The 13,618-nt window shown below is 57.9% G+C and carries 9 protein-coding genes; 6 read left to right on the forward strand and 3 right to left on the reverse strand.

From position 1 onward, the window contains the following. Positions 1–19 precede the first annotated feature (19 nt). On the forward strand, positions 20–1,246 hold the full coding sequence (gene cruG, locus H6G53_RS12720) for a 2'-O-glycosyltransferase CruG (protein WP_190355407.1): 1,227 nt from the start codon (positions 20–22) through the stop codon (positions 1,244–1,246). A gap of 102 nt (positions 1,247–1,348) precedes the next feature. Then, positions 1,349–2,314, forward strand: coding sequence for an Hpt domain-containing protein (locus tag H6G53_RS12725; RefSeq protein WP_190533453.1), 966 nt, complete (start codon positions 1,349–1,351; stop codon positions 2,312–2,314). 45 nt (positions 2,315–2,359) lie between these two features. Here the strand turns inward: H6G53_RS12725 and H6G53_RS12730 are convergent, their stop codons facing one another. Further along, entirely contained in the window at positions 2,360–7,630 is a 5,271-nt protein-coding gene (locus H6G53_RS12730; RefSeq protein ID WP_190533456.1) for a translocation/assembly module TamB domain-containing protein, read from the reverse strand. A gap of 500 nt (positions 7,631–8,130) precedes the next feature. On the opposite strand from H6G53_RS12730, the gene H6G53_RS12735 reads away from it, so the two are divergent. From H6G53_RS12735 to H6G53_RS12745, 3 genes are all read left to right on the forward strand, one after another. Beyond that, positions 8,131–8,748 (forward strand): LysE family translocator, encoded by a 618-nt coding sequence (locus H6G53_RS12735; protein ID WP_199309231.1) that lies wholly within the window; start codon positions 8,131–8,133, stop codon positions 8,746–8,748. Positions 8,749–9,101: 353 nt separating this feature from the next. Then, the gene (locus tag H6G53_RS12740) at positions 9,102–10,025 is read left to right on the forward strand and encodes a tyrosine-type recombinase/integrase (protein WP_190533462.1); all 924 of its coding nucleotides are present in this window, start codon (positions 9,102–9,104) and stop codon (positions 10,023–10,025) included. Between the two features lie 107 nt (positions 10,026–10,132). Continuing rightward, positions 10,133–10,678 (forward strand): hypothetical protein, encoded by a 546-nt coding sequence (locus H6G53_RS12745; protein ID WP_190355411.1) that lies wholly within the window; start codon positions 10,133–10,135, stop codon positions 10,676–10,678. An 18-nt stretch (positions 10,679–10,696) separates the two neighbouring features. Here the strand turns inward: H6G53_RS12745 and H6G53_RS12750 are convergent, their stop codons facing one another. Next, positions 10,697–12,520, reverse strand: a complete 1,824-nt coding sequence (locus H6G53_RS12750; protein WP_190533465.1) for a hypothetical protein — start codon at positions 12,518–12,520, stop codon at positions 10,697–10,699. An 11-nt stretch (positions 12,521–12,531) separates the two neighbouring features. Next, the gene (locus tag H6G53_RS12755) at positions 12,532–12,771 is read right to left on the reverse strand and encodes a 2TM domain-containing protein (RefSeq protein ID WP_099534230.1); all 240 of its coding nucleotides are present in this window, start codon (positions 12,769–12,771) and stop codon (positions 12,532–12,534) included. Between the two features lie 209 nt (positions 12,772–12,980). Here H6G53_RS12755 and H6G53_RS12760 point away from each other — a divergent pair, with 209 nt between their 5' ends. Next, positions 12,981–13,616 carry a hypothetical protein gene (locus H6G53_RS12760; RefSeq protein WP_190355414.1) on the forward strand — a complete coding sequence of 212 codons (636 nt, stop codon included), beginning with the start codon at positions 12,981–12,983 and terminating at the stop codon, positions 13,614–13,616. Positions 13,617–13,618: the final 2 nt, after the last annotated feature.

Genomic DNA, 13,618 nt, shown 5'->3' on the forward strand with positions numbered 1-13,618 from the left:
CCCACTGGAGAACAGCAGCATGGTGACCGGAGCGGAAACTGAGACCGGAGCGGTAGTTTGGGGGGCGATCGCCCTTGGGTTGTTATTGGTGCAGCTTCCGGCCGTTGCCATTTTGTTGGCTCGGTTAATGCAAGGCCCCGGTCGCCAACAGCCTCTGCAACCCAGGGACACCACCCACGACCAGCTCGGTTCCGTCAGCATCCTGGTGCCCACCCTGAACGAGGCGGCCAGGCTGGGGCCCTGCCTAACGGGCTTGGGGCTTCAGGGCTACGAAGTGCGGGAAATTTTGGTGATTGATAGCGACTCCACCGATGGCACGCCGGAACTGGTGAAGGCCGCCGGTCGCCAAGATCCCCGCCTGCGATTGTTGCCGGATGATCCCCTGCCGGGAGATTGGGTGGGGCGGCCCTGGGCGTTGCACACGGGATTTCGCCACAGCAACGAACAAAGCCGTTGGATTTTGGGGATTGATGCGGATACTCGGCCCAAAGCGGGCTTGGTGTCGGCGGCGATCGCGGCGGCCGAAGCGGGGGGCTATGATCTGGTTTCTTTTTCGCCGCGCTTTTTACTGCAAACGCCCGGTGAGCTGATTTTGCAACCGGCCCTGTTGATGACGCTGGTGTATCGGTTTGGGCCGGCGGGCAGCTCGATCGGGGGGCCCACTCGCACCATGGCCAATGGTCAATGCTTTTTGGTGCGGCGCGATCGGCTCGTGGACTTGGGCGGCTACAGCAGCGCTCGGGGGTCTTTTTGTGATGATGTGACCTTGGCGCGGGCGGCGGCGGCCCAGGGCATGAAGGTGGGCTTTTTGGATGGGGGCAAGCTGATCGAGGTGCGCATGTATGAAGGGGCCGCCGAAACCTGGAAAGAGTGGGGCCGATCGCTCGATCTTAAGGATGCCAGCCCCCGGGCCCAAACCCTGGGGGATTGTCTCTTTTTGTTAGCAGTGCAGGGCTTGCCCTTACCCTTGGTATTGTTATTATTCGAGCCGGCCTGTGCCAGTGCTTCCTGGTTGGTAACCGCCGCCTGGGGCCTGAATCTGGCACTGTTGCTCATCCGATTTGCCTTAAATTGGGCGATCGCACCGTCCTATAACCTCAGCGGCGCAAAGCTTCCCTGGCTTTTCTTTCTGTCGCCCTTGGCGGATCCCTTGGCCGCCCTGAGAATTGGGCTATCATCGGTGCAAACGCCGACGCAGTGGCGCGGGCGTAGCTATTCCCCAGCCGTGCCAACCAACGCGGGCTAGTTCAGCGGCATCACATCTTCCAGGGGTTTTGCCCCCCTTTTGATTGCCCTGAATCCTAGCCCGGCCGCTGCTTCCGTCCTGTCGTCGCGAGGAGTGCCGCCCGTGAGTGGTAACGAACAAGTTGTCAAGTACTTCATCATGGAAGCCAATGAGCATCTGGAGGCGATGCAGGCGGCCCTGGGGAACTTGCAAGCAGTCATCGAAGAATATGAGGAGTGCAACACCATCTACCGAGCCGCCCACACCATCAAGGGCAGTGCGGCCATGCTTGGCTTTGAGGGAATGCGCCACCTAGCTTTGTTGCTTGAAAACTGTTTTAAGTTCCTGCGCGAAAACCCTATCAAGTTAGATAACAGAGATCAGCAAGATTTCGCAAACGGTGTCGCCCTTTTGGAGAAATTGACCCGGGCCCTGGAGGGTGGCGCTTACAACGATGAGCAGGCCGTTCCGGCGGTGGACAGTCTGCGCCCATCCCTAGAAGCCCTATACGAACGAATTAAGAAGCGGGCGGCGGGCGAACCGGAAACACCTGCCCCAGCGCCTGCCCCAGCGGCTAAACCCCTGCCGGGCAATTTTGGCCCGTTGGTGATGGAAGCGCTGAAGCAAATGGTGGTGCTGTTTAAGCAACCGGCCACGCCGGAGTTGCGCGCACAGCTCGATCGCCTCTGTCAAAAGCTGCTGCAATTGGGTGATGGCTATGCCACTTGGCAAACCCTGATCCAAGCCACCCGCCGGGCGATCGCCCATCCCAAAGTGCCCTTCAATGCGATCGCCCCGATCGTGGTGCGGGATCTGAAACAGGCCACTGAGTTAATGGCCGGGGGCAAAGGCCACAGCATCACCCTGGGCCCTGAACTCCAAAAATTTGCTCCACCGGCCGCCGCAGCCGCTGCGGCCGCTCCCGCCGCGACCCCAGCCGCTCCGGCCGCTACTCCGGCCCCAGCCCCGGCCAATGGCCAAGTCAGCATCCCTCGGGATCCCAAGGGTGCTGCTCGGATTCTGATTTCCACGTTCCCCAAGGATCAACTGATGGAAATTGCCCGCTATTTGGCGGCGGCGGCTCGCTAGGTGCGCTGCAAGATGCTGGGGGTTAATCAACGGTGAACTAGCCCCCTAAAAGCGGCGCTCGAATTGCACCGAAAGACGCGACTCGCCCGCAAAGTCTGTGGAGCCGCGAATTACGGTGTCGTCGTTGAGGCGATAGTCCAAATTGAGGCGGGTGGTGTTGTTAATTTCCGAGATGATCTGAGCGATCGAAACGGAGAGATTGTTATTCAGGTCAATGCCCGCTTCAATGCCGAGGCCCAGGGCGGTGGCTCGATCGTTCCGGTTGTTGTCGCCCCGGGGCCGGGCGGTGACGGTGGTGGGATAAATCCGAAAATCCGTCAGCCCGATCGCGCTGGCAATGTTGGTTTGAATGTTGTTGAGCAACCCAGCGCCGGCCAAGTTAGCCAGCACCACGGCCCCACCACTGCGATCATCAAAGGTGTTGATCAGGCTGCCACCAATTAGGGCCAAAATTTGCGCCTCGCTGCGGGCGGGCCGACTGGTGAGGCGAATTTGATCGAGCAGTTGGCTGGCGCGACCTTGGACGGTGGCCTTGATCCGAACGGTGCGAGCGGAACCCATGGATCCAACCACACTTTCTCGAATTTCGGCGGGGTTGAAGCCGCTGGTATTGTCCGTTTGCAAAGGGTTGCGGCTGGAGTCGGGCACAAAGGCCACCATCTTCACATCCAGGTAAGGATCCAGACCCGATCGGGGGCGAAATTCCGCAAATTGAGGTTCGCCGCGCTCCAGGGTAAATTGCGTTGTGAACAGGTTAATTAAGCCCCGTTGCAGTCGAATGCGGCCACTGGGACGCGGATCGGCTAAGGTTCCGTTCAGCTCCAAACCCCCTTCCGCCAGGAAATTCAGGACAGGCAATTTCAAAATTTGCAAACCCCGGCCCAAATTCACTTGCAGGTTTTGAAAGCGAGGGCTGATCCCCACCGTGGCGGCATTGGGCGTGCTGGCCATCAGGGCCGCCGGATCCGTGGGCAAGATCACCCGACCATTGACCAGGCCCAGGCTGCCGCCGACGATCGGCTTGAGAGCCGTGCCCGTGATGCTGATTTGGCCATTCACGCCTCCTTCGTAGAGATCCCGCACATTAAGCTGCAATTGATCCAAAGCCACGTTCAGGGGGGAATCATTGGGCCCTAGGGCTTTGGTGTCGGCGATCGGCAAGATGCCCGCTAGGCGAATTTGTCCCTGGCCAAAGGCTCCGTTGATGCCGTTCACCACCAGCCGATCGCCCGTGAAGGTGGCCTGGCCGTTGATGTTGGTGATGGTTTGGGAGAGACCCTGCAACCCGATCGCCGCGTTGGCAAACTGGGCTTCTCCGGTGGCCTGGGGTTGGGCCAAGGTTCCGCCCACACTCAGCCGCACGCGCCCCTGGCCGCCCAGCCATTGGAATTGTGGAATCAGCAAGCTCGCCAACCCCAATTCCTTATCTTCCAATTCGGCATTCAGGCGCAGGCTGTCGTTATCCGGTTCCACCTTGGCAAAGGGGAGCTTTTGGGGAATGCTGCCGGTGATCGCGATCGGGTCTTTGTCTTGGCTGCCTTGCACCGCCACGGCACTGCTGAAATTCAGCCGCGCTTGGGCATAGCTAAAGTTGCTGGTGGCCGTTTCGATCGGGGTGTTGTTCAGTTTGCCGCTGTTGAGCACCACCTGCCCCACGGCCCTTGGATCATCGATCGTGCCGGCCAGGGCCGCCGTGATATTCACCCGGCCACTGAGGCGGGGCAAACCGGTGCGGCCGTAGAGTTCACGGACTTGGGGAATATTTTCCAGGGATTCGGCGGGAAAGTTGGTGAGCTGAAATTGACCCGATTGGGTTTTGCCAATTTGCCCCGCAAAGGCCAGCAGGATATCGTTGCGGCGAAATTCCAAGGGGGCTAGGGTGAGGGTGTTGTCTTGGAAGTCGCCGCGAATATCCACCTGATCCGCATTCAGGGCCACTTGAGCCAGGCTACAGGCCTCTTCCGGTAACCAACTCCAGTCGCGACCCGAGAGATTGAACTTGGCGGCAATGCCCGTTTGCACGCTGCCATTGAAGGTGAGATTGGCCCCAAATCCGCCCCGGATTCGATCGAGATTGGCGATCGGGCTGGCATTGCAGCGATCGGCGATCGACTGGTTCAGCAGGGCCTTGATTTCCGCTAACTTCCGCAACTGCTGGGAAAGGGGTTGGTCAGCCATTTCCACCGCCAAGGGAGCCACCTGGGCAGCGGCGGCATAGGTGGGCGGCCGCAGTTTTTTGGCCCATTGGGCCGCGGATTCAAAATCCGTTAGTTGCAGGATCCGAATCAGGGTTTCCAGTTTGCCGTTGCGGGCTTGCACCTGGCCCTTGAAGCGCGGGTCAGCGGCCACCACCAACTCCGCCCCCACCAGATATTCACTGTCCCCTTGGGTCAACTTGCCATCGGTCAGCACGGCGCGGTTGTTGGCATACCCAAACAGGCCGGTAAATCGATCGCCAAAGGCCACTCCCACGCCCGGTTGTTCGGCGCTGATTTGCCCCTGGGCGGTGAAGCGATCGAGGTTCAGGCGTGCTCGGGCGGCGATCGTCCCTCGGGGAATGCCGGCCGGTTCCGTGAGGGCCGCGGGCCAACGCAACCGCTCCAATTGCAAATTCGCCAGCTCGGCCAAGAAATCTCGCCCTTGGCGGCGGCCGGTGGCGGTGGCCCCTTGCCATTGCAGATCTAAGCCGGTGGGTAGAAATTGTCGATCGAGCCGCAGGGCCAGGCGATCGGACTCGCCCCGCAGGTCGATCGACAATCCCCGATGCAAGCTCACGTCTACGGGCCCACTCATCAGCAGGTTAAAGTTTGCGCCCGCCGCTTCCAGCCCCACCAAGTTGGCCGTCCCGATCGCCCGTAAACCAGCTAGAGGGCCATTAATCTGGCCGGTAAAATTCGCCCGCCCCGCCAACAGGGGCCGATCGCGAAACGCATCCCGCACCCCGGCCGGAATTAGATTAGGAACCAAACCGGGCAGGGGTTCCAAATTGACGTTTTGCACCGCCACTTGCAAATCCAGATGGCGGAGGGTGGGCAAGCCGGCCAGTTGTGGGGGAATGCTGGGAAACAAAGACCCTTCAGCCCGCAACCCGGGCCCCACAGCCCGATCGAGCCGAATCGCTTGCCCATCCCAACGGGCCGCAAAGTCGATCGGCAGCCGTTGGTTGAGGTAGTTGGCTTGGGCAACGGTTAACAAACTGGAGCGATCGCCCGGCCTCAGTTGCCCCGTCACTTGGGCCGCGATCGAAGCAGGATTGCGGGCCAGCAGGCCGGCCACGGTTCCTTGGGCCGTGACCTGGCTGCTGAGTTGTCCGGTGGCTTGGGGCACAATCCGCGCCAACTGAATGCCCGCCAATTGGGTTTGCAATTGCCAACGATCGCCCGTGGCCTGGGCGGCCCAATCCAGCTTGCCACCGGCTAAATTCTGCAAGTTGCCCGCCGCCTGGACAGCCAAACCCGTCAAGGGGCGATCTAAAGTGCCCCGAGCTTGGGCTGTGGCGGTCAATTGACCCGAGAGTTGCGGAATCACCCGCCCCACTTGCAGATTTTGCAGCCGGGCCGAACCGGCCCAAGCCCGATCGCGCAGTTGCACCGCCGTTGTGATTTGCCCGCCCAGCAGTTCCGTGCGGGCCTCCGTGTCCAGCGCGGTTAGGTTGCCGCGCGATCGCCCCGTGACGGAGACCGGCCCCGGATCCTGGGGTAAATTCAGGCCATAGGCTTGGGCGATCGGGGCCAGGGGCAAATCCTGAACCCGCCAATCGGCCGACAGCCGATCGATGCCCAACCGATCCAAGGCCCCATTCGCCAACAGACGGGCCGAACCATCGGCGGTGATTGCACCCCCGGCCGTTGGTTCAACGCGCAGCCGATCGAGCCGGGCCGCCAGGGGAAAGGCCCGCACTAACCGACTTTGCCAATTTTCAAACAGGCGAAGGGGCGAATTTTTGGGCGGTTCCGATTCTTGGCCGATCGCGGAGAAATTGCCCTGAACGCGCCGAAAGGCCAGGCGATCGACCCGTAAGCCGCCCACCGAGACGAAATTGCCGGTAATTTGCGGGCGATCGAGCGTTCCCCGTAGCCTGGCATTCACCTCCACCGGCCCCACGATCGGGAGAGGCAAGGTCTGATCGAGCGTGGTTGCCAGATCCGCCGGCCGCAATGCCTCCGCCCGCAACGTCACATCATATTGAGCCTCCAGGGTGGTTTTGAGGGGATTTTGCAGATTCAACACCGTTCCCGAAAAATCCACCGGCCCATTCGCGATCGCCTGCAAGGACCCATATTGACCTTGGGTCTGATCCAGCGTCACGACGGGCCCCCGCAACCGCAACCGGCCCGTGGCCAGGGCCATGGGCTTGGGTACGAGGGGGCTGGTGATGCGCCAATCTCGCAGTTGCAGCGTGCCCTGAAGCGCCGGAATGCTTTTCCCCAATTGATATCGCCCATCGGCCACCCCGTCCACCCGTCCCCGCTCGATCGTCATAGGGGCGGGCATGGCCTGGGCCAATCCAGTCACATCCAGGTTTTGTAGGCGCGATCGCACCGCCAACTCCTGGGTCGGAATTTTGAACTCTCCTTTGAGGTCAAACTGTCCGGGCCGCACTTGCCCCACGGTTCCCAACACCGAAAACCGCGCCAATTCCGGCTGGCCAGCACGCCACTGCTCCAAATCCGCCGAACCGGAAGCCACAATCTTCACGGGCAACGGCGGGGTCGATCGCCGGGGCCGATTCACCAAGGCCGGCGCAGGCACCAAGGTCACCTGGGCATTTTGGAACTCAAAACGACTGGGACGCAGATCAAAGGGCGGCTTAGGGCCCGACTTCAAGCGCACTTCAAATAAATTGCCGTCGTTGGTTTGCTCCACATACACCGACGGATCCCGAAAGGTAATCGCGATCGGGATGACGCGATCGCCTAGCAAATTAGGCAACTGGGCGATCGACCAAAAATCAAACCTGGCCTCAACCGCACCGGCCTTCGCCTGGTCAGGATCCTGCGCGGTGGGCAACAGGGCCGATTCCCCAAAGGTCAGCCCGCCCAAGGACAATCCCGTCAGGGGCCCCACCTTCACCGGCCGCATCAGGGCATCGCTGAGGGCCGCGGACAAAAAATCCGAAAATCGATAGTGCAGCCAATACCAACCAAACCCCAGCCCCCCGGCCACCAGCCCGATCGACCCCAAAACGGCCGCCCGTCCCACCCAACGCCACAGGGATCTTCGATTCCTTTGGGGACGGCGCGATCCGGGGGGGGATGGCTCAAGCTCGGAGGGCTGATCCGGCTCCCGATCGGGCAAATTTCCTGGCGACTGCATAGCTCTGAAACCCGGTGCAACTCCTCACCCCGTGCGAGCTAGCCATCAGCCCCGCTGCACGATTGTGCATATCATAGACGACTCATTTGGCTGGTCTTGTTGACTGTTCCAAGTTCTGGATTGCCCATGGGGTCTTGATTGGCGATCGAGGGCTGGCCTTGGTTGGGCGCAACGGGGCGATCGGCGCGGCCTAGCTGGTTTTTTGGCCTTATGGTTTAGCTTTGTGGTTTTGTATCGCAATTTATAGGCCACAATCATGATCATGGTGGCTGTTGAGCTGGTTTGCAGGGGCGATCGCGCCTGTTTGCGTTACAGTTGGTGCAATAAAGGCAAATTTTGAGTAGTTTAAGTAATTCGTATAGTTTTCATTTTAAGTAATTTATTAATTTAGAATTTCATTAAACAAATTTAGTCACTCAATCAACTTTTAAATTTGCTCAATAAGTTTGGTGCTTTAAATGAATCTTGAATGGACTAACCTATTTGCACTCTTTGGAGCAATGACGATCCTAGCCACATTACCCAGCGTTAGCGTGTTCACAGTGGTGGCGGCAGCGGCTCAAGGGGGATTCCGGCCAGGTGTTTGGACAACGCTGGGCATTGTTTTGGGGGATTTATTGTTGATTTTGCTGGCGGTTTTTGGGTTGACTCTGTTGGTTGAATCGCTGGGCAGTGCTTTCGCCATCATTCGGTATTTGGGCGGCGCTTATTTGGTGACGATCGGCTGTTTGTTGTGGCGTTCAACGGGGCGATCGACTATTCACCATGACTCCTTGAGTGAGATGGAGGAATTGGAACCCACTAAAACTATTTCTGTGCAGCCATCCAACTGGGGGCATTTCATCACCGGCTTAGCGATTACTTTGGGTGATCAAAAGGCTGTTTTGTTTTATTTAGGGTTCTTGCCAGCGTTCGTTAATTTGAAGCAATTGACAACCTTGGATATTCTAATTTTGATGGCAATTGCGGCGTTGGCAGTGGGTGGCGTTAAATTGGGATATGCCTATCTGGCAAGTCGCGCGAGGTTGCGTTTTGGTCAACGGCTGGGGATGATGATGAATCGGGTGGCGGCGGTGATCATGATTGTGGTGGGATTGGTGGTCATTTTTCGATCATAGTTTCAACCACCTGGGAGCAAGGGGCTTAAGCCCCTTGTCTTGATTGATCGGTAGCCCTTATTTTTATCGATCAATCGAATGATTTGAGTGATCATCAATCAGATCAACAGCAGATCAATTTTTTCTTTTTCGATATCCTAGATATAGCCTTTACCTAAAATAATTGGCACGCCATATCACAGATACCATGAAGCAACGGCTCGGTGGGCACTGCCCACCCTACGGGCTACTATGCTTAGTAATCGAGATAAAGGCTGTATTTGCTTAAAACTCGGTTGCTACAGGCTTTGAGAATTTAAACTTCTTTTCAAACAATTATGATGATTATGAAATAGGTTCTGGGGGAAGGTTTCATGGCGAAATTGGGTGGCACTTCTCGAAAATTGATCGGCTCACGGCCTGAACCCGATCGGGTCGATCGCCCTGATTTGCCCCTTTCGCCGGCCCATGAGCGGCTCCTGGCTCTGTGGCTCCATGGCAAAAGCCGCCACACCCGTCGCTATTACCAGCGGGAGGCCCTGCGATTTTTGGCTTTTGTGGATTGCCCGATCGAGCAGGTGAGCGCCATTGATGTGCAGGGGTTTTTGGATGAGTTGGAGCGCGATCGATTGGCTCCGAGCAGCATGGGCCGCTCGATCGCGGCGATTAAATCCCTGCTGCGGTTTGCGCATCAAATGGGCCTGGCTCCCGACAATCCGGCGGTGGCTTTTAAAGTCCCCAGCACGAAAGACACCCTTTCAGAGCGGATTTTAAGTGAAGCTCAGGTACAAGAAATGCTGGCAGCAGAACCCCAGCTCCGAAATCGATTAATGTTGCGATTGCTCTATGCGGCCGGGGTGCGGGCTAGTGAGCTTTGTGGACTGTGTTGGCGAGATTTGCAACCCCGAGGGGATGGGGGCCAAGTAACGGTCTATGGCAAGGGCAACAAAACCCGCGCGGTGTTGCTGCCGCCAACCCTTTGGCAAGAACTCCAGGCCTATCGCGAGTCGATCGAGCCGTTGCCCCATCGCCAAGACCCGATCTTTCGGAGTCGCAAGGGGGGGCATCTGGATCCCTCGCAACTGATGCGAATTGTGCGATCGGCGGCCCAGCGAGTGGGCATTGAGGCCAATGTTTCGCCCCACTGGTTGCGCCACGCTCACGCCAGCCACAGCCTCGATCGGGGTGCGCCGATTCACCTGGTGCAAGCCACCCTGGGCCATGCCAGCATTGCCACCACGGGCCGCTATCTCCATGCCCGCCCCCAGGACAGTTCCGGGCGCTATCTGGATCTTTAAGGATTGGGAATCATTACTCTGCAAACTCTTCGTCGCAAACCATTCGTCCATTGCATCCTTTCGGGAACCCGTGGCAAGATGGGGCTGATCTTTGGAGCCATTGGCCCGTGACTCGTGGGCGGCCGTCTGAGAAGCGATCGAGCACGATGCAAGACTGCGATCGATTAGGAGCAAAGCAAATGAAGACCACCACTTGGGCTACTGTGATCGGCTCGGCGATCGCCGCCACGGTTTTGAGCGTGGGCCCCGCCCTGGCCCAGTCGGCTGACTATGGCGATCGGGTCATTGTGCCGGGGCCAAACGACCCCTTGGGCAGCGGCACGGTACAGACCGGTACGCCCGGCAGTCGTTCATCGGCCGCCATTCCGATCACCACCATTCCCCAAGCCTTTGACGCAACGTTTTATCGCCACAACCCCCCAACCCACACCGATCAAACGATTTGGGGACAGTTGCAGGTCATCCTAGGGCTGCCGTTCCCCGAAAAGGGCACTAATGCCGACAGCCGCAACATCAGCCGCTTGTATTACGAAGTGCTGCAACGCCAAAGCCTGTCGGATCCCTGGATTCGGACACAGGACTTGCCGAACCCTTACAACGGGTCGCTGCTACAAATGCAACGATCGACCGGCGACGGCCAAAGCTCGCCCTAGGTTTGGTCACGAAATCGGTCACTCAACCCGATCGCCCTGCCACTGTTCCAACACCCGCATCAACTGCTGGCTCACCTCGGCCGCGTAGGCTCGACTATCCAGGCAGCGCGGAGGCTGGGCCAAGGCTCGGGTCAGGTGTTGGCGAATTGATTGCCGCAGGGTTGGATCCGCCGCCAAACGCCCCGCCAGAGCCAGGTAATCTGCCTCTGAGCGGGCAACCCAATCTCCCAAACCCACATCGCGCAAAATGGCAGCCCCTTGGCGCGATCGAAACCAGTCGCTTTCGCGGGCCACCACCGGCAACCCCACCTCGATCGCATCCACAATGGAATTCGCCCCACCAAAGGGAAACGAATCGAGATAGATATCAGCCAATTGCAACACCGCTTTCACATCGGCCCGGCTGGGCAGTTGGTCAAACACAATGGCTCGATCGGGATTGACCCCGTGGGCGGCCAAAGTTTCCCGTAAGCGCCGCCAAAATTGCACCTTGGGATAGTTGCGCTTCCAACTGGCTCCAAAGGGACAAAGCAAGAGATAACTATCAGGAAACTGGGCCAGCAGTTTCGCCCAAGTTTCCCGTTGTTCGGGGATAGTTTTATATAAATTGGCTCCCGAAACAAAGGCGATCGCCCCCTCAGGAATCCCCACACTGGCCCGATCGATGACTAATCGCGGTGTGGCGGCTTCCAAGGAATAGTCAAAACAGTGGGCCGGCCCCGACACACAGAGCAATTTTTCCTGATAATGGGCGGCGGCGCTGGCGGTTTCCGTGAGCTGACCGGATAGGTAGTAATCCATATGGGTCATGCCGCTGGTGACGGGGGAAGAGACGGAATGGATTTGCACCCGCGCCAACCGATGGGCCCCAATCATCAACACCCGATGTAGGGAATTGGTGACGATCGTGGCCACCAACAACAAATCCAAATCATCTTGCCGAATTCGGGCCACCTGTTGTTTTAAATCGCCCACCAGCGGCACGATCGCATCTCCCGATCGGCGTTGTTGATAGGCATCCAGCAGATCTGGATCGCGATCAATGACATACAAAATCACTTCAAACCGATCGCGATCGAGCCATTCAAACACCGGAAAGGTTGTGAAGGTTTCCGGATGAGATAAATAATTGGTTTTCAGAATTCCGAGTCGAATCTTGGGGCGATCGGGCGGTCGGGGCGCAAAGTCATATTCCAATTGATGGCCCGCTAAACGCAGGGAAAATTCCAAGATCGAAGCCCGTTTGGCAAAGGTTGATCGCAAATTTCGATCGCAAAAATAAAGCGGGACAAGGTTCGCCAAATTACTAAACGTCAGGGCGATTTTTTGCCATTGTGCCGATTGTGGATAGCGGAAAATTTGTTCATGTAAATAGTCCACCAGGGCGATGGTGAAGTTGGCATAGCGATCGACCTCGCCCAATTCTCGAAAAAAGCAGGGAAAGGCCAAGCAATAGTCAAAAAAGGGTTCGATCGCCCAAGGCGGCAGTTGCAACCCATGCAGATCGGGCAACCAGGTTTCGGCCCGTTGATAGAGGGCGATCGCCCAAACCGCTTGGAGGCGGGGAGCTGGCCAAGTGGCGGCCAATTCCCGCTCGATCGGCTCCAGCCACTGGCGTTCCTCGGGGGTCAAGGCCTCATAGCGCAAGTTGCAATCCCAAAGGGCCGCTTGGGCGGCGCGGCCGGTTTCCCATTGGGTCGCCATGGCTGCGTCCGGCGTGGCCAGCCACTGTTCCGCTAATTGACGACGCAGATCCCGCAATTGGGCCAGGGGTTCCGGCGCAAAGGGCTGACGATCCCAATGATCCAGGGCTTGTTCGATCGCCTCTAGCAGCGCAGTCATGGGCAACCCATCTAAGCGGAATAGTCCGCGATCGCGAAGATATAAACCCCATGGAGGGTCAAGGCTCCCAACCAGCCCAGGGTGACCCAAACGGCCCAAGGATCACTCGCCCGGTTCAGGGTTTCAAAAAACCACAGACCCGAGTTACTGGCGGCAAAAATCGCCACGTGGGTCGCAAAGGTCATCCGATCGTCGAGTTTGCGATATTCAGGATCGGCGCGATCGGGTTCACGGGGCCAACGGGGAGGCATAGGACAGTTACCGGGTTGCGATTTGGGACGGAAAACCGGTTCTCATTCTGCCATGGTCTGCCGGGGTGATCGCGGTTGGGGTGAATCAACGGTCGGCTGCAACCGGTTGAGGGGGCGATCGCCTGGCGGCATCAGGACTGTTCTCACCGCTGCCCAAACCTGGATGATGGAATGATGGTTGGTGCAAGGGGTCGATCGAGGTTTGGACAATGAAGCAATCCAAGAAACAAAACAAGAAACAAAACTTCTCAAGTTTCACGCTCTCTCAGGCCTATCAACATTTAGGGTTGGTGATGCTCAAGCCTTGGGCGATTGATTTTGTGCCGAAGGAACCGAGCCAATTTTTTCTGCAACGGCTCGATCGACTGCAACAAACGTTTGATCTTCGTGCCTATGAAAAGTCTAAGGAGTTGTTGATTGATGCGGTTTGTGAGGAAGCGCTTTACCCTAATTCGGCGCTGAAAATTTGGAAGGGAGCCGCCCTCAGCAGTGATGATCTGACGGGCAATGTGGATTATTTAATGACCGATCGCAAGGATTATCTTGATCGCCCCTATCTCTGCATTGTGGAGGCGAAGAAGGATGATTTTGAGCAGGGGTTGGCGCAATGTTTGGTGGAAATGGCGGCTTGCCTGTGGAACAATCGCCAGGTGGGTCAAGAAATCCCGGTGTTTGGCATTGTGACTAATGGCGAAACTTGGCGGTTTTATCGCTTAGATCCGGATCAACAGGTTTATGAATCTGCTCCCTACGCGATCGGGAGTTGGCCGATCGTTTTGGGTTGTTTGCATCGGGTTTTTCAGTGGTGTTTGGCCCACAGTCAGGGGGCGATCGGGGAGGGTTGATG

It is taken from the genome of Limnothrix sp. FACHB-406, assembly GCF_014698235.1.
GTDB lineage: Bacteria > Cyanobacteriota > Cyanobacteriia > CACIAM-69d > CACIAM-69d > CACIAM-69d.

Bases quoted from the DNA above. Each gene is read 5' to 3' on its own strand.
- cruG (WP_190355407.1), top strand. From the start codon at position 20: ATGGTGACCGGAGCGGAAACTGAGACCGGAGCGGTAGTTTGGGGGGCG.
- H6G53_RS12730 (WP_190533456.1), bottom strand. From the start codon at position 7,630: ATGCAGTCGCCAGGAAATTTGCCCGATCGGGAGCCGGATCAGCCCTCC.
- H6G53_RS12735 (WP_199309231.1), top strand. From the start codon at position 8,131: ATGACGATCCTAGCCACATTACCCAGCGTTAGCGTGTTCACAGTGGTG.
- H6G53_RS12740 (WP_190533462.1), top strand. From the start codon at position 9,102: ATGGCGAAATTGGGTGGCACTTCTCGAAAATTGATCGGCTCACGGCCT.
- H6G53_RS12750 (WP_190533465.1), bottom strand. From the start codon at position 12,520: ATGACTGCGCTGCTAGAGGCGATCGAACAAGCCCTGGATCATTGGGAT.
- H6G53_RS12755 (WP_099534230.1), bottom strand. From the start codon at position 12,771: ATGCCTCCCCGTTGGCCCCGTGAACCCGATCGCGCCGATCCTGAATAT.
- H6G53_RS12760 (WP_190355414.1), top strand. From the start codon at position 12,981: ATGAAGCAATCCAAGAAACAAAACAAGAAACAAAACTTCTCAAGTTTC.